Source organism: Crossiella sp. CA198, assembly GCF_052078295.1.
Lineage (GTDB): Bacteria > Actinomycetota > Actinomycetes > Mycobacteriales > Pseudonocardiaceae > Crossiella.
The window spans coordinates 160,858-186,627 of the sequence record NZ_JBQJIM010000008.1; the positions used below are offsets into that span (position 1 = coordinate 160,858).

26 protein-coding genes are annotated in these 25,770 nt (G+C 71.2%); 13 read left to right on the forward strand and 13 right to left on the reverse strand.

The window, feature by feature from the left end; genetic code table 11:
• A complete protein-coding gene (locus tag ACTOWY_RS15440) occupies positions 1-270 on the forward strand; it encodes a SemiSWEET family sugar transporter (protein WP_441310300.1) in 270 nt (89 codons plus the stop codon).
• Here ACTOWY_RS15440 and mnmA read toward each other — a convergent pair.
• The 7 genes from mnmA to ACTOWY_RS15475 form a co-directional block, all read right to left on the reverse strand.
• On the reverse strand, positions 254-1,345 hold the full coding sequence (gene mnmA / locus ACTOWY_RS15445) for a tRNA 2-thiouridine(34) synthase MnmA (protein WP_441310474.1): 1,092 nt from the start codon (positions 1,343-1,345) through the stop codon (positions 254-256). The genes ACTOWY_RS15440 and mnmA overlap by 17 nt on opposite strands.
• A gap of 7 nt (positions 1,346-1,352) precedes the next feature.
• Positions 1,353-2,579, reverse strand: a complete 1,227-nt coding sequence (locus ACTOWY_RS15450) for a cysteine desulfurase family protein (protein WP_441310301.1) — start codon at positions 2,577-2,579, stop codon at positions 1,353-1,355.
• A complete protein-coding gene (locus tag ACTOWY_RS15455; protein WP_441310302.1) occupies positions 2,576-3,949 on the reverse strand; it encodes an MFS transporter in 1,374 nt (457 codons plus the stop codon). The genes ACTOWY_RS15450 and ACTOWY_RS15455 overlap by 4 nt, the downstream gene beginning before the upstream one ends.
• A gap of 59 nt (positions 3,950-4,008) precedes the next feature.
• Positions 4,009-4,914, reverse strand: coding sequence for a lysophospholipid acyltransferase family protein (locus ACTOWY_RS15460; RefSeq protein WP_441310303.1), 906 nt, complete (start codon positions 4,912-4,914; stop codon positions 4,009-4,011).
• Between the two features lie 28 nt (positions 4,915-4,942).
• Positions 4,943-5,824, reverse strand: coding sequence for a GNAT family N-acetyltransferase (locus tag ACTOWY_RS15465; RefSeq protein ID WP_441310304.1), 882 nt, complete (start codon positions 5,822-5,824; stop codon positions 4,943-4,945).
• A gap of 208 nt (positions 5,825-6,032) precedes the next feature.
• Positions 6,033-6,989, reverse strand: a complete 957-nt coding sequence (locus ACTOWY_RS15470; protein ID WP_441310305.1) for an electron transfer flavoprotein subunit alpha/FixB family protein — start codon at positions 6,987-6,989, stop codon at positions 6,033-6,035.
• A 21-nt stretch (positions 6,990-7,010) separates the two neighbouring features.
• Positions 7,011-7,793, reverse strand: coding sequence for an electron transfer flavoprotein subunit beta/FixA family protein (locus ACTOWY_RS15475; protein WP_247760773.1), 783 nt, complete (start codon positions 7,791-7,793; stop codon positions 7,011-7,013).
• A 262-nt stretch (positions 7,794-8,055) separates the two neighbouring features.
• Between ACTOWY_RS15475 and ACTOWY_RS15480 the strand changes: the two genes are divergently transcribed.
• The 8 genes from ACTOWY_RS15480 to ACTOWY_RS15515 are packed head-to-tail and all read left to right on the forward strand — an operon-like array spanning position 8,056 to position 16,777.
• Positions 8,056-8,901, forward strand: a complete 846-nt coding sequence (locus ACTOWY_RS15480) for a DegV family protein (RefSeq protein WP_441310306.1) — start codon at positions 8,056-8,058, stop codon at positions 8,899-8,901.
• Positions 8,902-8,957: 56 nt separating this feature from the next.
• The gene (locus ACTOWY_RS15485) at positions 8,958-10,637 is read left to right on the forward strand and encodes an alpha/beta hydrolase (protein ID WP_441310307.1); all 1,680 of its coding nucleotides are present in this window, start codon (positions 8,958-8,960) and stop codon (positions 10,635-10,637) included.
• Positions 10,637-10,945, forward strand: a complete 309-nt coding sequence (locus tag ACTOWY_RS15490; RefSeq protein ID WP_441310308.1) for a hypothetical protein — start codon at positions 10,637-10,639, stop codon at positions 10,943-10,945. Before ACTOWY_RS15485 ends, ACTOWY_RS15490 begins: the two co-directional genes overlap by 1 nt.
• Before the next feature lie 56 nt (positions 10,946-11,001).
• Positions 11,002-12,183 (forward strand): ATP-binding protein, encoded by a 1,182-nt coding sequence (locus ACTOWY_RS15495; protein WP_441310309.1) that lies wholly within the window; start codon positions 11,002-11,004, stop codon positions 12,181-12,183.
• Positions 12,180-13,175, forward strand: coding sequence for a ParA family protein (locus tag ACTOWY_RS15500; protein WP_441310310.1), 996 nt, complete (start codon positions 12,180-12,182; stop codon positions 13,173-13,175). Before ACTOWY_RS15495 ends, ACTOWY_RS15500 begins: the two co-directional genes overlap by 4 nt.
• A 39-nt stretch (positions 13,176-13,214) precedes the next feature.
• Complete coding sequence (locus ACTOWY_RS15505; RefSeq protein ID WP_441310311.1) at positions 13,215-13,961, forward strand: methyltransferase domain-containing protein; 747 nt, start codon at positions 13,215-13,217, stop codon at positions 13,959-13,961.
• Positions 13,958-15,487, forward strand: coding sequence for a 1,4-alpha-glucan branching protein domain-containing protein (locus ACTOWY_RS15510; protein ID WP_441310312.1), 1,530 nt, complete (start codon positions 13,958-13,960; stop codon positions 15,485-15,487). The genes ACTOWY_RS15505 and ACTOWY_RS15510 overlap by 4 nt, the downstream gene beginning before the upstream one ends.
• A 33-nt stretch (positions 15,488-15,520) precedes the next feature.
• Entirely contained in the window at positions 15,521-16,777 is a 1,257-nt protein-coding gene (locus ACTOWY_RS15515) for a glycosyltransferase family 4 protein (protein WP_441310313.1), read from the forward strand.
• Here ACTOWY_RS15515 and ACTOWY_RS15520 read toward each other — a convergent pair whose 3' ends face one another.
• A complete protein-coding gene (locus tag ACTOWY_RS15520) occupies positions 16,778-17,182 on the reverse strand; it encodes an excalibur calcium-binding domain-containing protein (protein ID WP_441310314.1) in 405 nt (134 codons plus the stop codon).
• A gap of 121 nt (positions 17,183-17,303) precedes the next feature.
• On the opposite strand from ACTOWY_RS15520, the gene ACTOWY_RS15525 reads away from it, so the two are divergent.
• Positions 17,304-17,897, forward strand: coding sequence for an AAA family ATPase (locus ACTOWY_RS15525; RefSeq protein WP_441310315.1), 594 nt, complete (start codon positions 17,304-17,306; stop codon positions 17,895-17,897).
• Positions 17,898-17,941: 44 nt separating this feature from the next.
• Here ACTOWY_RS15525 and ACTOWY_RS15530 read toward each other — a convergent pair whose 3' ends face one another.
• Complete coding sequence (locus ACTOWY_RS15530) at positions 17,942-18,694, reverse strand: acyltransferase (protein WP_441310316.1); 753 nt, start codon at positions 18,692-18,694, stop codon at positions 17,942-17,944.
• A 44-nt stretch (positions 18,695-18,738) separates the two neighbouring features.
• Between ACTOWY_RS15530 and ACTOWY_RS15535 the strand changes: the two genes are divergently transcribed.
• The 3 genes from ACTOWY_RS15535 to ACTOWY_RS15545 all read left to right on the forward strand — a co-directional run bounded on the left by ACTOWY_RS15535 (position 18,739) and on the right by ACTOWY_RS15545 (position 22,225).
• Positions 18,739-19,578 (forward strand): ribokinase, encoded by an 840-nt coding sequence (locus ACTOWY_RS15535; RefSeq protein WP_441310317.1) that lies wholly within the window; start codon positions 18,739-18,741, stop codon positions 19,576-19,578.
• Positions 19,575-20,528, forward strand: a complete 954-nt coding sequence (locus ACTOWY_RS15540; RefSeq protein ID WP_441310318.1) for a nucleoside hydrolase — start codon at positions 19,575-19,577, stop codon at positions 20,526-20,528. Before ACTOWY_RS15535 ends, ACTOWY_RS15540 begins: the two co-directional genes overlap by 4 nt.
• Positions 20,529-20,635: 107 nt before the next feature.
• Positions 20,636-22,225, forward strand: coding sequence for a ricin-type beta-trefoil lectin domain protein (locus tag ACTOWY_RS15545; RefSeq protein ID WP_441310319.1), 1,590 nt, complete (start codon positions 20,636-20,638; stop codon positions 22,223-22,225).
• 620 nt (positions 22,226-22,845) lie between these two features.
• Here ACTOWY_RS15545 and ACTOWY_RS15550 read toward each other — a convergent pair.
• The 4 genes from ACTOWY_RS15550 to ACTOWY_RS15565 all read right to left on the reverse strand — a co-directional run bounded on the left by ACTOWY_RS15550 (position 22,846) and on the right by ACTOWY_RS15565 (position 25,698).
• Entirely contained in the window at positions 22,846-22,995 is a 150-nt protein-coding gene (locus ACTOWY_RS15550) for a hypothetical protein (RefSeq protein ID WP_441310320.1), read from the reverse strand.
• A gap of 140 nt (positions 22,996-23,135) precedes the next feature.
• Positions 23,136-24,089: a class I SAM-dependent methyltransferase gene (locus tag ACTOWY_RS15555; RefSeq protein ID WP_441310321.1), complete on the reverse strand. Its 954-nt coding sequence runs from the start codon at positions 24,087-24,089 to the stop codon at positions 23,136-23,138.
• The gene (locus tag ACTOWY_RS15560; RefSeq protein ID WP_441310475.1) at positions 24,079-24,858 is read right to left on the reverse strand and encodes an enoyl-CoA hydratase/isomerase family protein; all 780 of its coding nucleotides are present in this window, start codon (positions 24,856-24,858) and stop codon (positions 24,079-24,081) included. The genes ACTOWY_RS15555 and ACTOWY_RS15560 overlap by 11 nt, the downstream gene beginning before the upstream one ends.
• 75 nt (positions 24,859-24,933) lie before the next feature.
• The gene (locus ACTOWY_RS15565; RefSeq protein ID WP_246494034.1) at positions 24,934-25,698 is read right to left on the reverse strand and encodes an ABC transporter ATP-binding protein; all 765 of its coding nucleotides are present in this window, start codon (positions 25,696-25,698) and stop codon (positions 24,934-24,936) included.
• Positions 25,699-25,770: the final 72 nt, after the last annotated feature.

Genomic DNA, 25,770 nt, shown 5'->3' on the forward strand with positions numbered 1-25,770 from the left:
GTGATTGGTTCGTTAGCGGGTCTGCTGACCACGGCCTGCTGGCTGCCGCAGGTGCTGCGCTGCCTGCAACGCCGGAGCGCGCGTGATTTCTCCTGGGTGTACCTGGTCGCGCTCGGCCTCGGCGTGCTCGCCTGGGTGCTCTACGGCATCGCCAGGACCGACCCGGTGATCATCACCACCAACGCCACCACGCTGGTGCTGATCTCGGTGCTGGTCGCGGTCAAGCTGCGCACCGAACTGGGAAAATCGCTGGTCAGCGCGTCCGAGTGATGGTGGCCGCGCCAAGCACCAGGTCACCGGCGGCCGCGTCCCTGCGGTAGAGCACCAGGCCCTGGCCGGGGGCGACGCCGCCGAGTGGCTCACGCAGGCTGACCACGAGCTGTTCGCCGCGCAGCTGGGCCACCGCGCCCGCGATGCCGCCGTGCGCGCGCACCTGCACCACGCATTCCACCGGACCGTCCAGGGGCACGCCGGAGGGCCAGATCAGCCGGTCGCCGACGAGTTCGGTGACCTGGAGGCGTTCCCGGCTGCCGACCCGGACGGTGCCGGAGACCGGTTCCAGGGACAGCACGTAGCGCGGGCGGCCGTCCGGCGCAGGGCGGTCCAGGCCGAGCCCGTGCCGCTGGCCGATGGTGAAGCCGTGCACGCCCTCGTGCCCGCCGAGCACCTCGCCGGTCTCGTCGTCGACCAGCTCGCCCGGCTGGGCGCCGAGCTTGTTCCGCAGGAACTTGCGGGTGTCGCCGTCGGGAATGAAGCAGATGTCGTGGCTGTCCGGCTTGTTGGCCACGGACAGGCCGCGCTGCTCGGCCTCGGCGCGCACCGCGGTCTTGGTGGAGCCGCCGAGCGGGAACATGGCGTGGCTGAGCTGCTCGGGGGTGAGCGAGGCCAGCACGTAGGACTGGTCCTTGTCCACATCGGCGCTGCGGCGCAGTTCGGGGCGGCCGTCGAGCTGGGCCAGCCGGGCGTAGTGGCCGGTGGCCACCGCGTCGAAGCCGAGCGCGATCGCCTTGTCCAGCAACGCGGCGAACTTGATCTTCTCGTTGCAGCGCAGGCAGGGGTTGGGCGTGCGGCCTGCCGCGTACTCGGCGACGAAGTCCTCGATCACGTCCTCGGTGAAGCGTTCGGCGAAGTCCCAGATGTAGAACGGGATGCCGAGCACATCCGCGGCGCGGCGGGCGTCGTGGGAGTCCTCGATGGTGCAGCAGCCGCGGGAGCCGGTGCGCAGCGTGCCGGGCTTGGCCGACAGCGCCAGGTGCACACCGGTCACGTCGTGACCAGCCTCGACCGCGCGCGCGGCGGCCACCGCCGAGTCGACCCCGCCGCTCATCGCGGCCAGCACTCGCATTGTCATCTCAGACTCCTGCCGGGGGTCGGACCGAACGCCGCAGGCCCGCCAGTCCGGCGCTGCGGGCCCGCGCCACCGCCGGTCCGATCGCGGCGCCCAGCGCGGCGATGTCGGCGGCGGTCGAGGTGTGGCCGAGGGAGAACCGCAGCGAGCCGCGGGCCCCGGCCGGATCCGCGCCCATGGCCAGCAGCACGTGGCTGGGCTGGGCAACGCCCGCGGTGCAGGCGGAGCCGGTGGAGCATTCGATGCCCTTGGCGTCCAGCAGCATCAGCAGGCTGTCGCCCTCGCAGCCGGGGAAGGTGAAGTGCGCGTTGCCGGGCAGCCGCCCCGGCATACCGTCCACAGTGGACTCGAAGCTGTCCCCGTTGAGCACCGCGTCGGGCACCGCGGCCAGCACCGCGGTGGCCAGTCCGGCGCGCAGTCCGAGCAGTCCGGCGGCACGCTGCTCGCGTTCGGCGGCGACCTGCCTGGCCGCGGCGGCCAGGCCGAGCACGGCGGGCACGTCCAGGGTGCCGGAGCGGACCTCGCGCTCCTGGCCGCCGCCGTGCAGCAGCGGGGTGCAGGCGGTGTCCCGGCTCAGCAGCAGCAGGCCGATGCCGTAGGGGCCGCCGAACTTGTGCCCGGTGAGGGTGAGCGCGTCCGCGCCGAGCGCGGCGAAGTCCACCGGCAGCACCCCGGCGGCCTGCACCGCGTCGCTGTGCAGCGGGATGCCGTGCCGGTGCGCGATCCCGGCCAGGGTGCGGATCGGGTTGACCGTGCCGACCTCGTTGTTGGCCAGCATCACGCTGACCAGCGCCACGCTGTCCGGGTCGGTCCCGATCGCGGCTTCGAGGGTCTCCGGGCGGATCCGGCCGACGTGATCGGCTTCCAGCCAGGTGATCTCGGCGCCCTCGTGCCTGGCCAGCCAGTCGGCGGCGTCCAGCACGGCATGGTGTTCGACCGCGGAGACGAGCACCCGGCGGCGGCGCGGATCGGCCTGGCGGCGGGCCCAGTAGATGCCCTTGACCGCGAGGTTGTCGCTCTCGGTGCCGCCGCCGGTGAACAGCAGTTCGGACGGCCGGGCGCCGAAGGCAGCCGCGATGTCCTCGCGCGCCTCCTCCAGCAGCCTGCGCGCGCGACGGCCCGCGGCGTGCAGCGAGGAGGCGTTGCCCAGTCCGGACAACGCCTCACTCATCGCGGCGACCGCTCCCGGGAACATCGGGGTGGTCGCCGCGTGGTCGAGATATGTGCTCATCGCCCGTCAAGGGTAGACCGGGTCGACAGGAAAGCCCCCATTGCGGCGACCCCGGCCATCAGCAGGTTGAGCACGATCACAGCGGTGGTCGGGTTGGTGGTGGAGCCCAGGAGGTTGAGCAGGACGCCGCCGATGCCCACGCAGGTGGCCTGGAGCAGCAGGTCGGAGATCTGCAACGCGCCCGAGTTGAAGCCGCGGTCGCCCGGTTCGGACATGCCGAGCACCTTGACCGAGGTGCTGGCCATGGCCAGGCCCATGCCGGAGCCCGCGAGCAGCCACAGCGGGATGGCCAGCCAGGACGGTCCCCAGGCGGGTGCGACGAAGACCATGGCGGCCAGGCTGATCGCGATCAGGATGAACCCGCGCTGGATGAGCAGGTGCCGGGGCATGTCCGGGTAGCGGCCCTGCCACATCGAGGCCGCGGACCAGCCCAGCGCGCCCACGGTGAGCGGGATGCCCGCGGTGGCGGGCGAGTAGTGGTGCACCGAGGTCAGGGTCAGTGGCAGGTAGGACTCCACGGCGAAGAAGGAGCCGGAGAGCATGCCGCGCAGCAGCACGGTCACCGGCAGCCCGCGCCGGGCCAGCAGGGTGCCCTTGGGCAGCAGCTGGCGCAGTGCGGGCGCCAGCAGCGCCAGCCCGATCGCGGCGATGAGCAGCGAGGACCACTCCGGGTGCTGGCTGGCCCAGGTCAGCGCGGGCAGGCCGACTCCGGCGGCGAAGGCGGCCAGCGGCAGCCACTTGCGCGGCGTGGCCGGGATGTCGGCGCGTTCCCTGGCCCGCAGCGCACGCAGGGTCGGGCCCAGCAGCAGCGCGCCGATCAGCACGAACGGGGCCAGGCCGAGGAAGACCCAGCGCCAGTGCAGGTACTGCACCAGCACCCCGGCGATGGTCGGGCCGACCAGCGCGGGCACCACCCAGGCCGCGGACAGCGCGCCGAAGACGGCCGGCCGGTCCCGCTCCGGGTAGACGATGGCGACCATGACGTAGAGCGCGACGATCTGCGAGCCCGCGCCCAGGCCCTGGAAGGCCCGGCCGATGAGCAGCTGGGTCATCGTGTCCGCGGTGCCGGCCACCACGAGTCCGATGAAGAACAGGGCGGGCCCGGCGACGATCCCCGGCACCGGCCCGACCCGGTCGGAGACCCGCCCGGCGAAGACGTTGCCGATGATGCTGGCGGCCAGGAACGCGGTGAACGGCCAGGAGTACAGCGAGGCGCCGTCGAGGTCGGCGATGATCGTGGGCAGCGCGGTGCCCAGGCCCATCGCCTCGAAGGCGGCCAGGGTGATCAGCAGCAGCAGGCCGGTGGTGGTGGCCCGGCGGTCGGGCGCCCAGAGCGGGGACGGGGGCCGGGTACTCGTCGTCGAGGTCACCCGAGCACTGTGCATGCTCCAGTGCGGTGGAGGTCCAGCCCTTTTCGCCGAGGCGCTGCTCACGCCGCCACGGGCACCTCGGGCCTGCCGTGCTCGACCTGCCGCCGGGCCGGATCCTGCCCCAGCGCGCCGGTCACCGCGGCCTCGGCCGCCGCGGCCATGGAGCGCCGGTCGTGGCCCTCCGGCGCGATCAGCGGCAGCACGGAAGCCTCCACGACCAGTCCGCGCAGCGCCGCCGTGCGCAGCAGCGCGGTCAGCAGGGTCTCCTCGCCGAGGAACCCGGCCGCGGTGGTCATCCGGTCGCCGATGACGAACCGCAGCGCGACCGGCCGGGCAGGCATGCCTGCGTCGATCGCGGCCTGGAACGCCGCGTGCCGCCAGCGCCCGGTGGCCTGCCCGCACCAGGTGGTGCCCTCGGGGAAGACGCCGATCGCCGACCCGGTGCGCAACGCCTGCGCCACTTCGGCCACCGTACGCGGCAGGGTGGAGAGCCTGGGCCGGTCCACGAAGAAGGTGCCTGCACGGGCGGCCAGCGTGCCGATCAGCGGCCAGTCCCTGACCTGGGCCTTGGCCAGCATGCGCACCGGCTGCAACGCGTTGAGCGCCACGATGTCCAGCCAGGAGCTGTGGTTGCCCACCACCAGCACACCGCGGTCCCTCGGCCGTCGCCGCTCCTCGGCCACGCTCAGCGCGCCCGGCCGGTAGACCCGCAGCCGCACGCCGAGCGCGCCCAGCACCATGCGGAACCAGCCGCGGATCACCGCCGCCCGGCCGCGGGGGCCGAGCACGGACAGGGTCAGGGCGCACAGCGGTCCGGTCAGGACCACCGCGGCCAGGGTCACCAGGCGCAGCGTGCGCCGGGCGGGGGACACCTTCGGCAAGGCGTCCCCGGTGGACAGACACCACGCCCCGCACGGGGAGTGCGGCATCCAGGAGTGCATCGCCTCCGCTGGACCTGCGCTCATGGCTTCAGAGTGCCCAGTCCGGCTGAACCTATGGCGAACCGCGCCTGACTGGCGGCTGAGCACTACCCGAAGGCGTGGCCCCGGGCCGCGGTTCCGGCGGCAGCGCGCCCTGGCCGTTGCGCAGCTGGGCGAACTCCGGACCGAGCAGGAAGTTCAGGTAGCGCGGGTCGACCCGCTGCATGGACAGCAGCACGTACATGTCCGCGACACCGAACTCCGGGTCGTGCGCCGGTCGTCCGCACACCCAGGCGCCGATCCGCAGGTAGCCCTTGAGCAGCGCGGGCAGGGTGGCCTGCGGGATGCGCTCCACGCCGTCGGGGTCCCACGGGTTGCGCGGGGTGACCCGGTACTCCTCCGGCGCGTAGTGCCGGGTGCGCACGATGTCCCAGACGCTGGCCGCGTAGGACCCGCCGTCGGTCAGCGGCACCGAGGCGCAACCGGCCAGCCAGGAGTGCCCGGACAGCAGCATGTACCGGGCGATGCCCGCCCACACCAGCCCGACCACGGACCCGGTGCGGTGGTCCGGGTGCACACAGGAGCGCCCCGCCTCCACCAGGCTGTCCCGCAGCGGGTTGAGCGCGCTCAGCTCGAACTCGGTGTCGGAGTAGAGGCGCCCGGCCGCGGCGGCCCGCTCCGGCGGCAGCATCCGGTAGGTGCCGACGATCTCCTGGCTCCGGTCGTCCCTGACCACCAGGTGGTCGCAGAACTCGTCGAAGTAGTCCTCGTCGACGCCAGCGGTGCGACAGGAGATGCTGGCACCCATCTCCTCGGCGAAAACCCGGTAGCGCAACCGCTGTGCGGCGCGCACCTCCTCGCTGTCCCTGGCCACCAGCAGGGAGTAGCGCGGAGCGTCATCGGACAGGTCCGCGCCCTTGGCGGCGGTGCTGACCAGCAGTCTGGACTGCGTCATGCACTCGGTGTACCCGCCCATTCGGCCCGAGGAAAGTCCATTCGATGACGCGTCGGTGGAAAATCGGTGAAGACCCTGTGCCGCCTCCGGGGAGACCCTGAGTGTGAAACCCGCGTGAGCTGGCGAGACGCGACCGAGGGGGTTCCGGACGCCGTTTCCGGCCCCGGAACCCCCTCGGAGGTCAACTTCATCCTGTCGGGCTAAGTGCTCAGCCCTTGCGCTTGCCGATCTCCTCGGTGAGCTGCGGGGCGACCTTGAACAGGTCCCCGACGATGCCGAAGTCGGCGATCTCGAAGATGGGCGCCTCGGTGTCCTTGTTGACCGCGACGATCGTCTTCGAGGTCTGCATGCCCGCGCGGTGCTGGATCGCGCCGGAGATGCCCAGTGCGATGTAGAGCTGCGGGGCGACCGTCTTGCCGGTCTGGCCGACCTGGAACTGGTGCGGGTAGTAGCCGGAGTCCACGGCGGCCCGGGAAGCGCCGACCGCGGCGCCCAGGCTGTCCGCGAGCTGCTCGACCACGGCGAAGCTCTCCGCGCTGCCCACGCCACGGCCGCCGGAGACGACCACGGATGCCTCGGACAGCTCGGGGCGGTCACCGCCGACCACCGGCTCCGAGCCGGTGACGCGGGCGACCCGGTCACCGGCGGCGGGGACCGTGACGGCCTCCTCCGCCGCGGCGCCGTCGGCCGGGGTGGCCTCGATCGCGCCCGGACGCACCGAGATGATCGGCACCCCCGAGGTGACCTGGGACTTCACCGTGTAGGCGCCACCGAAGACGGACTGGGTGGCGGTGCCGTCGGCGGCCACGTCGACCGCGTCGGTGAGCACACCCGAACCGATCCGGATGGCCAGCCTGCCGGCGATCTCCTTGCCGTCGATGGTGGCCGAGACCAGCACCGCGGCCGGGCTGACCCGCCCGGCCAGCTCGGCGAGCACCGCGACCTTCGGGGAGATCAGCACGGTGGCCGCCTCCTCGGACTCGGCCACGTACACCTTGGCCGCGCCGTGGCCCGCGAGGGCCTCCTTCAGCTTGGCGGCGGTGCCGGGCGAACCGACCACGACAGCGCTGGGCTCACCGAGTGAGCGCGCGGCCGTCAGCAGCTCGAAGGTCGACTTCTTGATCTCGCCGTCCACGTGGTCGACGAGGACCAGTACCTCGGACATGGGTCTTCCTCCCTCTGCTGCTCAGACGAGCTTCTGCGCGGACAGGTACTCGACGATCTTGGTGCCGCCGGTGCCGTCGTCCTCGATCTTCTGGCCGCCGGAGCGCGGGGGCTTCGGCGCGGCCTCGACGACCTTGGTGCTGGCCGCGGCCAGGCCGACCTCGCCCGCGTCGATCCCGGCATCGGCCAGGGACAGCGAGCTGACCGGCTTCTTCTTGGCGGCCATGATGCCCTTGAAGGACGGGTACCGCGGCTCGTTGATCTTCTCGGTCACGCTGACCACGGCGGGCAGGGTGGCCTCGACGAAGGTCAGGCCCTCGTCGGTGACCCGCTGCACCTTGACCGTGGTGTCATCCAGCTCGACCTTGCTGGCCTGGGTGATCACCGGCAGGCCGAGCACCTCGGCGACCATGGCCGGCACGGCGCCGCCGCGGCCGTCGCTGGACTCGTTGCCCGCGATCACCAGGTCCACGCCGTCAATGCTGCTGACCAGCTTGGCCAGCGCCTTGGCGGTGGTCACCTGGCAGGAGCCGTGCAGTGCGGGGTCGGTGAGGTGGATGGCCTTGTCCGCGCCCATGGACAGGGCTTTGCGGATGGCCTCGGTGGTGCGCTCGGGGCCCATGGCGACCACGGTCACCTCGCCGCCGTGTGCCTCCTGGATGCGGAGGGCTTCTTCGACCGCGCGCTCGTTGATCTCGTCGAGCACGGCGTCGGCCGAGTCACGGTCCAACGTGTGGTCGGCTTCGGTGAGCTTGCGCTCGGAATAGGTGTCAGGCACCTGCTTGACCAGGACGACGATGTTCATGGGTCCTCTTCGACCTCCGAGACCAAGGACGGCATCCACCTGTGCGGGAGGATCTTCGCGAACCTTCCCACGTCGAAAGCCCCCAATGCACGGTGGCCTCGACCACCTGCATGTTACCCGCGAGTAATCTGCCTGCAAGGCGGCCTCAGCAGGCCCGATTCGTGACAGTGCTCACCATCGGGGTGCCCGCTGGGGCGAGATACCGCACTGAAACCGCTTCCCTGGATGCAAACCTTTAATACGGCGTCTAGCGTGGCCTGCCATGTACCGGCGAGTAGCAGTGGTCACTGACTCGACGGCCTGCCTGCCGACCGGGCTGGCCGAGCGGATGGGCATCTCCGTGGTCCAGCTGCAGCTGCAGGTGGGCGAGAAGGCCAGCGACGAGGCGTACCTGCCGCCGGATGAGGTAGCCGAGGCCATGCGCAACCAGATCCCGGTGCGCACCTCGCCGCCGCCCTCGGCCGCCTTCTTCTGGACCTACCAGGAGGCCGCCGCCCGGGGCGCGCAGGCTGTGGTGTCCGTACATCTTTCCGGCGAGCTTTCGCAGACCCTGGAAGCCGCCAAGGAGGCCGCCGCGCAGTCCCGGATCCCGGTGCACATCATCGACTCGCAGTCCTGCGGGATGAGCCTGGGCTACGGCGCGCTGGCCGCGGCCGAGGCGGCGGGCGCGGGCGCGAACGTGGCCCAGGTCCAGGGCATCGCCCAGTTCCGCTGCCACCACGCCAGCGAGTTCATCTACGTCGACACCCTGGACTGGCTGCGCAAGGGCGGCCGGATCGGCGCCGCCTCGGCCCTGATCGGCACCGCGCTGGGCATCAAGCCGGTGCTGACCCTGCAGCGCGGCGAGATCGTGCCGTTCAGCAAGGTCAGGGGCGCCGAACGGGCGCTGGAGAAGCTGGTGGAGGCCGCGGTGGAGCGGGCGGGCGACCGGCCGGTGGACGTCGCGGTGGAGCACTTCGGCTCGCCGGACCGGGCGCGCAAGCTGCTGGAACAGCTCCAGGCCCGGGTCAGCTACGGCCGCGAGTTCCTGTTGACGCAGGTCAGCTCGATAATAGGAGCACACGTGGGGCCAGGGGCCCTGGGCGTGACGATCTCCCCGCTGCGCTGACGGCAGCTTGCTGCCAGCCCGTTCTCCGGGCCGCCGGGCGATCACACACTTCCGGCATGCCGATCGCCGAGCCGTCCAGCCCGCTGTGGTGGCTGGTCCGACTACAGGTGCCGTGGCCGGACACCGATGAGGACCAGGCCGAGGAACTGTCCCGGCACTGGACCGACAGCTCGGTCCGGCTCAGCGAGACCATCGACCGGGCCGAGCACACCGGCGCCCAGGTGCCCGGCAGCTGGGCGGACCCGGCCGGGCAGGCGCTCGCCGGCAGGCTGCGTGATTCCGCCGAGTTCCGCCGGGTCCAGGACGAGATGCGCCGGGCAGGCGAGGACGCGGGCCGCTTCGCCGCCGAGGTGCGCGGCACCAAGCAGGCGATCGCGCGGTACATCGAGGAGAGCACGCCGAACTTCCTCAAGACCCTGCTGCTGGCCGCCACCCCCGCGGGCGGCGCGGCGCCCGGGATCTACGCCGCCGCGGTCGCCGAGAACCTGACCCAGCTGCTCGACGCCGCCGCCGAGCGGATCCGCGGCGGGCAGAGCGCGACCGTGCTGGCCGATCCGGCCGCTGGCAAGTTCCCGCCACCGCCGCCGGGCAACGATCCGGAGGCCACCGCGGACTGGTGGAAGAACCTGACCGACGGCCAGCGGGACACGATCATCGCCGAGCACCCGGAGCTGATCGGCAACCGGGACGGCATCCCGTTCGCCGACCGGGACAAGGCCAACATGAACCGGCTGCCCGAGGAGCGGGCCCGGCTGCGGGCCGAACGGGACGAGCTGGTGCGGCGCTACGAGAACGACCCGGACAAGCCGTTCCTGTACTGGGAGCGGCAGGCCGAGGCCGAGGAGCACCGCAAGCAGCTGGCCGTCCTGGACGCCAAGCTCGCCTCGCTGGACGTGGTGGAGAAGGTGGCCAACAAGGACGGCCGCAGCCTGCTGCTGCTCACCACCGACAAGGAGCGGGTGGAGGCGGCCATCGGCAACGGCGATGTGGACAACGCCAACCAGGTCGCGGTGTTCACCCCCGGCCTGACCACCACCGTGGACGGCGCGCTGAACAGCTACGACACCGATCTGGCGGTGCTCAAGGAGCGCACCGAGCAGGTGCTGGACAACAACGGCCGGGACAAGGAAACGGTGGCCACGGTGGCCTACCTGGGCTACCAGGCGCCGCAGATCACCGTGGACAGCCTCACCGACCCGGCGCAGACGGTGGCCCTGGACAAGGCAGCGCGGGCAGGCGCGGACAACCTCGCCGGGTTCCTGCGCGGCATCGACGGGGCCCGCCCGGTGGACCCGCAGCTCACCGCGCTCGGCCACTCCTACGGCTCCACCACCACCGGCCTGGCCCTGTTGCAGGGCACCGGCGTGGACCGGGCCGCGATCTGGGGCTCCCCCGGCTTCGGCACCACGAATCCGGCCGAGCTGGGCCTGACCCCGGAACGGATCCTGGTGCTGGAGAACCCGGACGACCCGGTCACCTACCCCGGGGTCTTCGGCGGCGATCCCGGCACCGGCCTGCCCTCGATCAGCGGCGACACCGGCTCCGCGCCCCCGCGCTATCCCGATGACCAGCCGCTGACCGCCGGTTCCGGCCATTCCGGGTACTCCGCCAGGGGCAGCACCAACGTGCACAACGTCGCCGCGCTGATCGCGGGCGAGCAGGACGACATCATCCGGCGCCCGCCGATCAACCCCTGGGAGAACCTGACCACCGGCCGCGGCCTGGGAGGCAACTGATGAGTTCGGCGGACATGGACCTGGGTGCGGTGGCGGCCTCGATGCGGTCGCTGCGGGACAACGCGGACCAGTACCTGCAGGCCTGGGAGACCGCACGGGCCAAGCTGGACGGATTCCTGCCCGCACTCGGCGCCGGGGTGCTGGGCCAGGCGTTCACGCCGAAGTACCGGGAGGTGGACGCCTCGATCCGGGAGTCGGCGGAGGTGGTGCCGCGGCGGTACCGGCGCTTCGCCAAGGCCGGGTCGGACTCGGTGATCCAGTACGAGCAGGCCGATGTGGCCAGCGCGTCCCTGTTCCTGGGAGGCTGACCCTCGTCAAGGCGCGTCCCTCATGACGGTCGCTCGGAGCGTGCCACCATGGCCGTGTGCGCAATGATCTTGCTGAGCTGCTGGGCACCCAGGAGACCGTCAGCCTGGAGTTCAACCAGTCAAGCAAGAACAGGGATGGCCTTGGCCAGGTCGTGTGCGCCTTGGCCAACGACCTGGCCAAGACTGGCGGTGGAGACCTCCTGATTGGCGTCGCGGACAATGGAACCCCGGTCGCCGGAGTCGACATCAGTGACAACGAACTGCTGACTCTCACGGACTTCCTGCGCGACAGCGGCCGAATTCTGGACCGCCCCTCACTCACGGTGGAGGTGGCGAGTTTTCAAGGCAGTCCGGTCATCCGCGTGCACGTCGAAGCGTCGGCCACGCCACCGGTGCGGTTCAAGGGCATTGCCTGGGTTCGTCCCGGTCCCACCACACGGGAAGCGACCCGGGATGACGAACGGGTGCTCAGCGAACGGCGGCGAGCCCTGGACGGCCCGTATGACACGCGGCCGATCCACAGCGCCGGTCTCGATGATCTGGACCTGTCGCTGTTCCGCTCGGACTACCTGCCCGCTGTGGTCGCGCCCGAGATCATCGAAGAAAACCACCGCCCGCTCGAACTTCAGCTCGCGTCCTTGCGCATGGCCACCTCCGACGACGTGCCCACGGTGGTCGGCGTGCTCGTGCTCGGCATCGATCCGAGTGCCCATATTCCGGGTGCCTACGTCCAGTTCGTCCGCTATCAGGGCGTTGATCTGGACGCGGCGGTGTCCGACGAGCAGGAACTCCGGTCCAACATCGTGGGTAGCGCGACCAGACTCGCCGCCGTGCTGCGCGGGCACCTGCACACGCGACTGACCGACCACGACGGCTTTCGCGAGGAACAGCGACCCGACTACCCGTTCGAGGCGTTGCGCGAGGTCTGCATGAACGCGGTCATGCACCGGAACTACCAATCCTCCTACGCGCCGGTGCGAATCGTGTGGTTCGACGATCGGATCGAGGTGACAAACCCGGGTGGCCCGTACGGACAGGTGCGCGAGGACAACTTCGATCGGGTCAACGACTACCGCAACCCTTCGCTGGCAGCGGCAATGAAGTCGCTCGGTTATGTCAACCGATTCGGCCGGGGAATCGGCCGGATCCGGGCCGCCCTGGATCGCAACGGCAATCCACCGCCCGAGTTCACGGTGGACGATTCGTCGTGGACCGTCGTACTCAGGAGAGCGACATGACGTCCATCGCGTTGTTCAACAACAAGGGCGGGGTGGGCAAGACGACGTTGACCTACCACCTGGCACACATGTTGCAACGACTCGGACATCGCGTGCTCGCAGTGGATCTTGACCCGCAAGCCGATCTGACGTCGCTGTTTCTCCAGGACGAGGACCTGTCACTGGTGGCAGCCCAGCCGACGATCTCCACCATCACGGACGCGCTGGATCCGCTCATGCGCGGTCGCGGCGACATAGCCGCGCCCGACCTCCTGGAAGCGACCGATGGACTCTGGCTGCTGGCAGGCGACATCGGCATCGGGGACTTCGAAGACGGGCTGCACGATGCCTGGGCGCGGACCCTCCGTAATGACGATCTCGGTTCAGTCCGGAAGGTGACCGCGATCCACCAGGTCATCGCGGCTGCCGAAAAACTGGTGGACGCGGACTTCGTGCTGATTGACCTCGGTCCCAACCTGGGTGCTGTCAATCGGGTGGCCCTGTTGTCCGCCGACACCGTGGTGGTCCCGGTGACCACGGACAGCTACTCGGTCCGAGGTTTGCGTTCGCTCGGAGCAAGCCTGCGAAACTGGCGAGCCACCTGGCAACAGGATCTGCTGCCGCAGGTGCCCGGCGACATCGCGGCTCCGGTTGGACGCATGCACCCGCTCGGTTATGTGCTGGTGCGGTCCGCGATCACGCGCATCGACCGCCCATCACTGACCTACCAGCAACGAGTGGAGGCACTTCCGCGGATTTTCGCCGAGGCCCTGCTGGACGAACCGACGAGTGAACCGGGCACACAACACGAGCTGGCCACGATCAGGAACTATCGGACCCTTTCGCTGCTCGCCCAGGAACACCGGAAGCCGATGTTCGCCCTGCTACCCGCGGACGGCGCACTGGGCAGCACAGGGGTGCTTGTCCGGAAGTGTTACCAGGAGTTTCACCAGCTGGCGACAGAGCTACTCCACCGGCTTGCCGGCCGTACCGCCGAGCAGAAGCCGGGCTGACCCTCGTACCTGGAGTTACTGACCGGTAGGGTACGACGGGTGACCGCCGAATCGCTGCCGCTCACCGGTGAGCGCACTGTCCCGGGCATCGCCGAGGAAAACTACTGGTTCCGTCGGCACGAGGCGGCGTACGCGGCGCTGTTGCCGCACTGCGCGGGCGCGACCGTGCTGGAGGCGGGCTGCGGGGAGGGCTACGGGGCGGATCTGATCGCCTCGGTGGCCGCGCGGGTGGTCGGGCTGGACTACGACGAGCTGACCGTGGCGCACGTGGCCACGTGCTATCCGCGGGTGTCGGTGCTGCGCGGGAACCTGGTCGCGCTGCCCTTCGCCGACGGCGCGATCGACGTGGTGGCCAATCTGCAGGTGATCGAGCACCTGTGGGACCAGCCGGGGTTCCTGGCCGAATGCCTGCGGGTGCTGCGGCCGGGTGGGCGGCTGCTGCTGACCACGCCGAACCGGATCACCTTCTCGCCGGGTCGGGACACCCCGCTGAACCCCTTCCACACCCGGGAACTGGCCGCGGCCGAGCTGGACGAGCTGGTGCGCGCGGCGGGTTTCCGGGTGGAGCTGCTGGCCGGGTTGCACCACGGGCCGCGGCTGCGCGCGCTGGACGCCGCGCACGGCGGGTCGATCATCGAGGCGCAGGTGGCGGTGGTGCTCGGGGACGGGCCGTGGCCGGAGCCGTTGCTGGGCGATGTGGCCGGGGTCGGGGTCGCGGACTTCGCCATCCACACCGAGGACATCGACGCCAGCCTGGACCTGGTGGCCGTGGCGGTGCGGCCGTGAGCGCGGAGCCGATCGGCAGTTTCAGCCTGGTGCTGCACAGCCATCTGCCCTGGCTGAGCCACCACGGGGTGTGGCCGGTCGGCGAGGAATGGCTGTACCAGGCCTGGGCGCACTCCTACCAGCCGCTGCTGCGGATGCTGGAGCACTTCGCCGCCGAGGGTCGCCGGGATGTGCTGACCCTGGGCGTGACGCCGGTGCTGGCCGCGCAGCTGGACGATCCCTATTCCGTGCGCGCCTACCACCACTGGCTGGGCTCCTGGCTCACCCGCGCGCATTTCGCCGGCGCCCAGTGGCGGCAGGGCGATCCGCTGCTGCGCGAGCTGGCCGCGGCCGAGCACCGGCAGGCGTCGGAGACGCTGGCCGAGTTCGAGTCGCGGTGGCGGCACGGGTTCTCCCCGGTGCTGCGACCGTTGGCGGACAACGGGATCATCGAGTTGCTGGGTGGTCCGGCCACCCATCCGTTCCAGCCGTTGCTGGATCCGCGACTGCGCGAGTTCGCGTTGCGGCTGGGGCTGGCCGACACCGCGTCCCGGGTGGGCCGGGCGCCGGAGGGGATCTGGGCGCCGGAGTGCGGGTACGCGCCGGGCATGGAGACCGGGTACGCGGCGGCCGGGGTGCGGCGGTTCCTGGTGGACGGTCCGGCCCTGCACGGCGACACCGCGGCGGCCCGGCCAGTCGGCTCCTCGGAGGTGATCTGCTTCGGGCGGGACCTTGAGGTGACCTACCGGGTCTGGTCGCCCAAGGCCGGGTATCCCGGCGATCCGGCCTACCGGGACTTCCACACCTACAACCACCCGTCCGGGCTGAAACCCTCCAGGGTCACCGGGAAACACGTGCCGCCGGAGCAGAAACGGCCCTACGACCCGGAGCTGGCCGCGGTCGCGGTGGCCAGGCACGCCGCCGACTTCGTGCACACCGTGGTGCGCAGGCTGACCGAACTGGCCGCGCGGGACGGGAAACCGGGCCTGGTGGTGGCCGCCTACGACACCGAGTTGTTCGGGCACTGGTGGCATGAGGGCCCGGCCTGGCTGGAGGCGGTGCTGCGCGCGCTGCCGGCAGCCGGGGTGCGGGTGACCACGCTGCGTGGCGCGCTGGAGGCGGGTCACCTCGGCGCGCCGGTGGACCTGCCCGCCTCCTCCTGGGGTTCGGGCAAGGACTGGCGGGTCTGGGACGGCGAGCAGGTGGCCGATCTGGTCACCGACGGCGCGGACCTGCAACGCCGGGTACTGTCCACAGTGGACTCGTCATTGTCCGGCACGACCCGGGACCTCGCCTTCGACCAGCTGGTGCGGGAGACGTTGCTGAGCCTGTCCAGCGACTGGGCGTTCATGGTCACCAAGGACTCCGCTGCCGACTACGCGCGGCGGCGGGCGAAGATCCACGGCGGGCACGCGCACGAGCTGGCCCGGCTGCTCGGCGAGGGCGACCGGCGGCGGGCACTGCGGCTGGCCGCCGAACTGCGCGCGCCGGACGGGTTGTTCGGCCAGCTCGACGCGCGTGGGCTGCGGGCCGGGTCCGGTGGGTAGGTTGTCCGCACACGGGGAGGAACGGGTGTCCGCATGCGCGTGCTGATGTTGTCCTGGGAGTACCCGCCGGTCGTGGTCGGCGGCCTGGGCCGTCATGTGCACGCACTGGCGAAAAGCCTTGCCGCCCAAGGGCATGACGTGGTGGTGCTGTGCCGCCAGCCCGCGGGCACGGACGCGGTGACCCACCCCGGCGAGGACGTCCTCGGCGAGGGCGTGCGGGTGGTCCGGGTGGCCGAGGACCCGGCGCACCTGACCTTCGAGGACGACCTGGTCGCCTGGACGCTGGCCATGGGACACGCGATGACCCGCACCGGCCTGGCGCTGTTGCGAGCGTGGCGGCCGCAGGTGGTGCACGCGCACGACTGGCTGGTCGCGCACGCCGCGATCACCCTGGCCGAGGCCGCGGACGCGCCGCTGGTCTCCACCATCCACGCCACCGAGGCGGGCAGGCACAGCGGCTGGCTGTCCCACACGCTGAACCAGCAGATCCACTCGGTGGAATGGTGGCTGGCCAACCGCTCCGACGGCATGATCACCTGCTCGGCCGCCATGCGTGATGAGGCACTGCACCTGTTCGAGGTCGAGCCGGAGCTGATCACCGTGCTGCACAACGGGATCGAGCCCCGCCGCTGGCGGGTCGACCAGGCCGAGGTGGCCCGCGCCCGCGCCACGCACGCCCCCGACGGCGCGCCGCTGCTGCTCTTCTTCGGCAGGCTGGAATGGGAGAAGGGCGTCCAGGACCTGCTCGCCGCCCTGCCCCGGATCCGCCGCTCGCACCCCGGCGCGCGACTCGTGGTGGCAGGCAAGGGAATCCACGAACCACACCTGGTCGCCGCGGCCCGCAAACTCCGCGTCCGGCGCGCCGTCGACTTCGTCGGCCACCTCTCCGACCAGGCCCTCTCCGCCCTGCTGCCCGCCGCCGACACCGTCATCCTGCCCAGCCGCTACGAACCCTTCGGCATCGTCGCCCTGGAAGCCGCCGCCGCGGGCGCGCCCCTGGTCGCCTCCACCGCGGGCGGCCTGGGCGAGGTGGTGCGCGACGGGCGCACCGGGTTGTCGTTCACCCCGGGCGACCTGGACGGGCTGACCAGCGCGGTGCGCGCGGTGCTGGACGATCCGGCCGCGGCCAAGCGACGGGCGAAGGCGGCCAAGGCGCGGCTGTCCACGGACTTCAACTGGGATCTGATCGCGGCCGACACCGCGGCGGTGTACGCGGCGACCGGCCGTCGGCCGCACCCGGTGCTGGGGCGGCCGAAGATCCCCTCCGGCAACGTCTTCGGCCGGGAGTAGCTACTCGCACACCTTGCCGTCGTGGTCGGCGTCCTTGTACCAGTGATATTCGGGATCGACGCCGAGGTAGTACGGGCCGAGGCCGTTCGCCTTGGCCTCCTTGCAGGTCCGGTATCGCCGGTCGGTTTTCGGCTGCGGTGGCGGAGGCGGCGGTTTCGGGGTGGTCCGCGGCGGCGCGGGCGGCCTGGCCGAGGTCTGCGGCACGGGCGGCGGGGGCGGCTGCGACGGCATCGGCGGGGGCGCCGGAACGGTTGTGGTGGTGGTTGCCGCGGTGGTGGTCCCGGTGGTGCTGAACGAGGTCTCCGGCACCCGGGACGGTTGCCCCGCCGGGGGCGAGCCACAGCCGGCGAGCAGCGCGCCTGTCCAGCACACTCCGGCCACCAGCCACAATCGGGACACAGCCACGATTCACCTCGCGCTGTTCAGCCCCGACGACGACAGGAAGGAGCACTCTAAGCCGCCCTTCGCCGGGCGGTGCTGGACTGAACGGGTGATACCTGGTCCTGGTCCGGGTAGCTTCGAGGACATGCTGTTGTGGATCAACGGAACCTTCGGCGCAGGCAAGACCCAGGTCGCGCACGAGATCCAGCGTCGGTTGCCCGGTAGTCACATCGCCGATCCCGAGCACCTCGGCTGCGGGATGCATCGGATGATGCCCAGGGACAGCCGTGGTGACTTCCAGGACATCCCGCTGTGGCGCACCGGCACCAGGGAGATGCTGGACCAGGTCGCCATGGACGCGGCCGGGGTGGTGATCGTGCCGATGACGCTGGTGAATCCCGCCTACTACGAGGAGATCATCGGCTGGCTGCGCGAGCGCGGGCACGAGGTCAGCCATCACACGCTGGTCGTGCCGGACCGGGAGTTGTTGCTGCGGCGGTTGCGCAGCCGGGGTGAGACCCGCAACGGCTGGGCCGCGCTGCAGTACGACCGCTGTGCCGCCGCGCTGGCCGATCCGCTCTTCGCCACGCACGTGCCCACCGTGGACCGCACCGTCGCCGAGGTCGCCGAGCTGGTGGCCGCGGGGGCCGGACTGCGGTTGCTGCCCAACCGGGACAACGCGCTGACCGCCCAGCTGCGGCGCTGGCAGGTCCAGCTCCGGCACATCCGGGTCGGCTGAGCCGGCCGGGCGGCGCGGCCGATGACCGCGCCGCCGGGCCGGGCCTACTCGCCCTGGGTCTGCCGCATGGCCTCCTTGGCCTTGCGGGCCATGTCGGCCACGGCGGCCCGCCGGGCGGCGTCCGCCTCGTAGTCCGCGCGCCGGTCCCGGACCACCCTGGCCGGTGCGCCGACCGCGATCGAGTACTCCGGAATATCGCCCTTGACCACCGCGTGCGCGCCCAGCACCGAACCGCGGCCGATCCTGGTCCCGCGTAAGACGGTGACCTTGGTGGCCAGCCAGCAGTCCGGGCCCAGCCGGACCGGGGTCTTCACGATGCCCTGGTCCTTGATCGGCTGGTGGATGTCCGCGGTGACGTGGTCGAAATCGCAGATGTAGACCCAGTCCGCGACCAGGGTGGAGGCGCCGATCTCGATGTCGAGGTAGCAGTTGACCACGTTGTCCTTGCCGAAGACCGCCTTGTCGCCGATGCGCAGCGAACCCTCGTGGCAGCGGATCGCGTTGCCGTCGCCGATGTGCACCCAGCGGCCGATCTCCAGCCGCCCGTAACCCGGCCTGCAGTGCAGGTCGACCTTGCGGCCGAGGAAGACCATGCCGCGCAGGATCACGTGCGGGTTGAGCAGCCGGAACTTCAACAGCCGCCAGTAGCGGACCAGGTACCAGGGCGTCCAGGCGCGGTGCTTGATCACCCAGAGCAGGGAGGCCACGGTCAGGAACTTCGCCTGCCGCGGGTCCCGCCGTGACTTCCGCCACGAACCCAGACGCGACGCGAGCGGCGCGCCCCACATGCTCGTCATGAAATCGAGACCCTAACGGGCCAGTAATAGGCAGGATAGGGGCCGTGCCTGTATCCATCACCGTTGTCGGCAGCGTCAACCTCGATCTCATCGCCCGGTTGCCCGTCCTGCCCCGTCCCGGCGAGACGCTGACCGCCACCCACTACGACCAGGCCCCCGGCGGCAAGGGGGCCAACCAGGCCCTGGCCGCGCGCAGGCTGGGCGCGGACGTGCGCCTGGTGGCCGCGGTCGGCGACGACGCGCTGGCCGAGGACGCGCTGGCCCTGCTGCGGGCGGCCGGGGTCGACCTGTCCGAGCTGGCCGTGGTGCCGGGACCGACCGGGCTGGCGCTGATCCAGGTCGACGAGTCCGCCGAGACCACCATCGTGGTGGTGCCCGGCGCCAACGCGCACCTGAGCGTGCGGCCGGCGCAGCTCACCGGCGCGGACGGGGTGCTGACCGTGCTGGAGGTGCCGGAGGCGGCCGTGGTCGCCGCGGCCGAGCACGCCACCGGCTTCTTCGCGCTCAACGCCGCCCCGGCCCGCCCGGTGCCCGCTGAGGTGCTGCGCAGGGCCGACCTGGTCGTGGTCAACCAGAGCGAGTTCGAGCAGATCGACAACATCGAGCTGGCCCGCACGGTGGCCATCACGCACGGCGCCAAGGGCGCGGAGCTGCGCAGGGACGGGCAGATCGTGGCCGAGGCCGCGCCGCCGAGGGTGACCGCGGTGGACGGCACCGCGGCCGGGGACGCCTTCACCGCCGCGCTGATGCTCGGCCTGCTCGAAGGCCGCTCCGACACCGAGGCGCTGCGCCGGGCCTGCGCGGTCGGCGCGCTCACCGCCACCCGGCACGGCGCCCAGCCCGCGCTGCCCACCCAGACAGAAGTTGAGGAGGTGCTCGCATGAGCCCCACGCCCCTGATCCTGGACACCGACCCTGGCATCGACGACTCGGTCGCGTTCCTGTTCGCGGTGAACAGCCCCGAGCTGGACCTGCGTGCGGTGACCACCGTGTTCGGCAACGTCGGACCCGAGCTGACCAGCGCGAACGCTCTCCGGCTGCTCACCATGCTGGGCCGGACTGATATCCCGGTCGGCATCGGCGCTGATCGTCCGCTGGTCTACCCGGCGGCCTTCCGCGCGGAGGGCTGGCACGGCACGGACGGCCTCGGCGGCCAGTCCGCGCTGCTGCCCGAGCCCGCCGCCGCGCCGGACCCGAGGGGCGCGGTCCAGCTGATGGCCGACACCCTGCGCGCGGCCGAGTCGCCGGTGACCATCGTGGCCATCGGCCCGCTGACCAACGTGGCGCTGCTGCTGGCCAGTTACCCGGAGCTGAAGCCGAGGATCGGCCGGCTCTCGATCATGGGTGGCGGGCTGGCCGCCGGGAACACCACGCCCGCGGCCGAGTTCAACATCTGGAGCGACCCGGAGGCGGCCCGCCGGGTGCTGGTCGAAGAGGACGTGCCGACCAGCCTGGTCCCGCTGGACCTGTCCCTGCGCTGCGCGGTGGACAGCGCCTGGCTGGCCGAACTGGCCGCCGCGGGCGGTCCGGCCGAGACGCTGGCCAAGGTGGTCGACCACTACCGGCGGCAGTACCTGGCCTTCTACGGGGTGGACGAGGTGGCGCTGCACGACGTGCTGGCCGTGCTGGAGGCGGCCCGGCCCGGGATGCTGCGGCGGACCGCGCTGCCGGTGGAGGTGGACTGCGGCACCGGACCCGGCCGCGGCGCGACCTTCGGCAACCGGATGCCCGATGCCACCGGCCGGCGGATCGACGTGCTGCTGGACGCCGACGTGGCCGAGGTCAGCCGATTCGTGCTGGACCGGCTGACCTCCGGAGTCCCGGCTACGCGCTGACACTTGCACCGGCAAGGGTCAACCTGCCGGGTACATGCGTGGATCCCTCGGGTGACCCGGCGTCCCCGAGGGTTCCACCGCTGTGCCGGACGTGCGACAAGGATGGGGTGTTCACGACCGCCCGCTCCACCGCCCGCGTCCGTGCCGCCGTCGTCCCGTCGTTCCGGCTGACCAGTCTGGCCCTGCTGCTGAGCTGTCTGGCCGGGTTGCTCGCCGTCCAGGCCCCGCCCGCCTCCGCCCAGGTGCGCGCGGTGGCCGAGCTGCCAACGGACCTGGAGAAGATCCGGGCGGGCGAGTCGACCGCGCTGTACGGAAGCCCCGAGCCGCGGGCGCTGGAACAGCGCAAATCCGCGGTGGTCAGCCTGGGCGACAGCCAGGTCTCGGGTGAGGGCGTTGGCAACTACGAACCCGGCACGGACGGACCGGTGAACTTCTGTCACCGGTCGGTGGACGCCGCGGTGCACCAGGCTCGGTTCGACACCGAACTGAGGTTCAACCTCGCGTGCTCCGGCGCGGAGAGCACGCACCTGGTGTACCGCAGCGGCTCGAAGCAGTTCGACGAGCTGAACCAGGGCGACAGCCTGGCGATCAAGGCCCGCAACACCCGGATCCGGCTGATCTGGCTGATGTCGGGGGCCAACGACCACGGCGGCCTGGAGTTCGGCCCGCTGGCCAAGGACTGCGCGGGCCGCAGACTGCTGCTGGCAGGCAACTGCTGGCCGACCTACACCGACGTCATGCAGCAGCGGGTCAACAGCAGTCAGGCGTCGCTGGAGAAGGGCATCGCCAGCCTCCGGCAGACCATGCGGGACGCGGGTTACGGCGACGGGGACTACCAGCTCGTGCTCGGCAGCTATCCGAGCCCGTTCAGCCCCGACGTCGAGGACAACCCGAAGTTCCCCGGCTGGGACCAGGGCGGCTGCCTGATCTACCTCAAGGACCAGGCCTTCGGCCGGAACAAGGTGGTGCCGCTGTTCGAGCGCGCGGTCCGCCAGGCCGCGAAGAACACCGGCGCGCGCTACCTGGACACCAGCCGCCTGCTGCACGGCCACGAGGTCTGCACGGACAACCCCTGGGCGCGCGGCCTGACCTTCCTGGGCAGCCAGCAGTCCTTCCACCCCAACGAAGCAGGCCACACCGCCTACGGCGACTGCCTGACCGCCTTCTACGCCAACCCCGGCTGGGCCGAGGCCACCTGCGTCGACCCCGCGAGCACCGGCACGGCCACGCTGTACCGCGGCCTGCTGGACTTCCGCCAGCTCCGCAACACCAAGACCAGCCTGTGCGTGGACTCCGAGGGCTACTCGACCCGGGTCGGCTACCGCCTGCTGTCCTGGAACTGCACCGGCGGCGGCAACCAGGGCTTCTGGCGAGACCCCGCCACGGCGTCCCTGCACATCGAGCTGAACCACGACCGCTGCGTGGGCCCGGCCGGCCCAGCGGTGGCGCCAGGGGCGGCGGCGCAGTTGCAGGAGTGCACCGGGGCGGCGAACCAGCGCTGGGCGGTGGTGGAGGGTCTGCTGCGCTCAACAGCGAACCCGGCAGTCTGCCTGGCCCCGGTGGCCGAAACACCGGGGGCAGCCGTGCAGCTGACAGCCTGCAACCCAGCCGACCCAGCACAAAGCTGGAGCTTCGAACCACAAACCGGCGGAGTCGGCTTCGGCCACTCCGACTGGATCCCCACCAGCGCCTACTAAGTCTCCCCCGAGTGTTGGCCGTTATGGACGCCGAGTTGGCCGTTGTGGACGGCGAGTTGGCCGTTATGGACGGCGAGTTGGCCCAACTCGTACGCCACGTTGGCCGTTGTGGGACGGAGCGGGGGGTGGGGTTGGGGGTGAAACCCCACGACGAGGGCTCTCGCGTGTTCTCCGTACGGCCTGGAGCATGCAGACCACACCCCGATGAGTGGCCCCTGCAACACAATCCGCCGCCCGGCCAACCCAACGTGACGGGGGCCGCTCATCGGGGTGTGGTTGGCTGGCGGAAGGCCGTACGGAGAACACGCGAGCCCTCGGAGCCACGCTGGAACCGGCCCCGGCAGCCCAAACCCCGCCCCGCAACCTGCTCATGCCGGCTCTTGATCTGCCCCACCCCTCCGGTGGTCTGCCCGGCCGGCGAGGCCATCCTTTTTTTGATCTTCGGCTTGACAGCCACAAGCAAAGATCAAGAGCCAGTGCTCGTGGCCGGTTCCCCATCCCCACCACCGGTTTTCGGGCTTCGCCCGCCCACAACGGCCAACACCCCGTACAACAACGGCCAACACACCGCCCACAACGGCCAACTCGCCGTCCACAACGGCCAACACACCGGGGGTGGGTTACATCGGGGCGCCGCAGAATTGGCAGTAGGGGGCGCCGGTGGCGGACTGGCAGTGTCTGCCGTCGGGGCTGACTGGGCACTCCGGGCGGGCCGCCACCGCACAGCGTGCCAACTCCTGCTCGGCCGCCACGGCCCCCACCAGCGTCATGCCGCCAGGGTGCCCCAGTCGACCATCGGATTATGTGTCGGTCAGCACGCTGGTGCGGTGAGCGGAGGGTGCGTATCGGGCGGCGGCCGCCGCCCCGCGACGAGCGGCACGAGGCCGCCCGCCGAGGGGTGGGGCTGGGACTACTCCGGCTTGGAGCCGGTGATCAGGACGTTGTAGAAGGCTTCCCGGGGGATGAGGCCGGTGAGGAGTTTCTCGTCCACCCAGGACAGTCGCTGCCAGGTGCGGTAGGCGAACATCGCCCAGCCGAAGCCGAGTTTCTCCCTCGGCACCGCGGCCTCGAAGGTGCGGACCGGCCAGCCGAACAGGGCCGCGGTCAGCTCCTCCGTGCTGGCCCGGACGCCGGTCGCGCCTGCCGCGCGGGCCATCCGCTCCAGTTCGGTCGGGTCGAAGGTGTGCAGGTCGACCACGGACTCCAGGGCCGCCGCGCGGGAGGACTCGTCCAGTTCCTCCTGGGGGCGGCGCCAGGCGTCCAGGACCGGGAGCTTGGTCAGGTTGGTGGTCAGCCACCACACGACCCGGCCCAGGCGGCGGGCGTAGAAGTCGCCGACCTTGGTGGGCTCGCCGGCGAAGACGAACCGGCCACCGGGCTTGAGCACCCGCAGCACCTCGGCGAAGGCGGCCTGCACGTCCGGGATGTGGTGCAGCACCGCGTGTCCGACCACCAGGTCGAAGCTCTCGTCCTCGTACGGGATGCGTTCGGCATCCGCGACCCGGCCGTCCACGTCCAGGTCCAGGTTCTTCGCGTTGCGCAGCGCGACCTCGACCATGCCGGGTGAGAGGTCGGTGACCGAGCCCTTGTCGGCCACCCCGCCCTGCATCAGGTTGAGCAGGAAGAACCCGGTGCCCGAGCCCAGTTCCATGGCGTGTTTGTACGGCCCGGCGTCACCCGCGGCGGCCTTGAACCGGCCGACCGCGTAGTCGATGCAGCGCTCGTCGTAGGAGATGGACCACTTCTCGTCGTAGGTGCCCGCCTCCCAGTCGTGGTAGAGCACGTTGGCGAGCTTGGGGTCCTGCCAGGCGGCCTCGACCTGCTCGGCCGTGGCGTGCGGATTGGGGGTGGGGTCAGCGGCCAACGAACTTCGCCTTTCCGGGACCGTTCTCCACGAACGAGGTCATGCCGATCTTCTGGTCCTCGGTGGCGAACAACGCGGAGAACAGATGGCTCTCCAGCTTCATTCCGCTGTTGAGGTCGTTGTCCAGCCCGCCGTCGATGGCGGCCTTGGCCGCGGCCAGCGCGGCGGCCGGACCGGTCAGGAACGGCTGGACGTAGCGCAGCGCGGCGGCGTAGACGTCATCCGGCCCGACCACCTCGTCCACCATGCCGATCCGCAGCGCCTCCTCGGCGCCGACGAACCGGCCGGTGTAGACGATGTCCTTGGCCTTGCTCGGCCCGACCAGCCGCGCCAGCCGCTGGGTGCCACCGGCACCAGGGATGATGCCGAGCAGGATCTCCGGCTGCCCCACCTTGGCGTTGTCCCCGGCGATCCGCCGGTCACAGCACAACGCCAGCTCGAACCCGCCGCCCAGGGCGTACCCGGTGATCGCGGCCACGGTCGGCTTGGGAATCTCCGCCACCGAGGACAGCGCCGAGGACAGCGCCCCAGCGCGGGCGGCCATGTCCGCGTAGGACATGTTGACCATTTCCTTGATGTCCGCCCCGGCCGCGAAGACCTTCTCGCCGCCGTAGACGATCACCGCGCGCACGTCGGCCCTGGTGGCGGCCTCGGTCGCGGCGGCCCGGATCTCCTCCTGGACCTGCTTGTTCAGCGCGTTCATCGGCGGCCGGTCCAACCGGATGGTGCCTACCCCACCGTCGACTTCGAGCCTGACGAACTCACCCACGCTGGTGCCCTCCTCGCGCTGACCCATGCTTGCGAGAGGAAGGCTACCGCGCAGTAACCCGGCTGGCTCCGGCGCTCACTTCCGCCAGGCGAAGAACCGGTCGCCGTTGCGCTGCAAGGTCAGGTTCTGGCCGAAGGCGGCGGAGAGGTTGTCCTCGGTCAGCACGTCGTCCAGCAGGCCCTGGGCCACCACGCCGCCCTCGCGCAGCAGCAGCGCGTGGGTGAAGCCGGGCGGGATCTCCTCCACGTGGTGGGTCACCAGCACCATGGCCGGCGCGTCCGGGTCCATGGCCAGCTCGGAGAGCCGGGCCACCAGGTCCTCCCGGCCACCCAGGTCCAGGCCGGCCGCGGGCTCGTCCAGCAGCAGCATCTCCGGGTCGGTCATCAGCGCGCGGGCGATCAGCGTGCGCTTGCGCTCGCCCTCGCTCAGCGTGCCGAAGGTCCGGTCACCCAGCTGCGCGATGCCCATCGCCTTGAGCAGCTCGTCGGCGCGGCGGGTGTCCTGCTGGTCGTAGTCCTCCCGCCAGCGCCCCAGCACCGCGTACCCGGCGCTGACCACCAGGTCGCGCACCAGTTCCTCGCCCGGCACCCTGGCGGCCAGTGCGGCCGAGCAGAAGCCGATCCGCGGGCGCAGCTCGAAGACGTCGGTGCGGCCGATCTTCTCGCCGAGGATGTGCACCGTCCCGTAGGTCGGATGCATCTCGGCGCCGGCCAGCCGCAGCAGGGTGGTCTTGCCTGCCCCGTTCGGGCCCAGCACCACCCAGCGCTCGTCCAGCTCCACCCGCCAGTCAATTCCACGGACCAGCGTGGTGCGCCCTCTTCGGACACCCACGGTGTCCATGCGCACCACCAGATCGGTTACATCGACACCGTTGGCCCCGCTGGCCGGCAGCCCGCCGTGCTCGGTCACGGA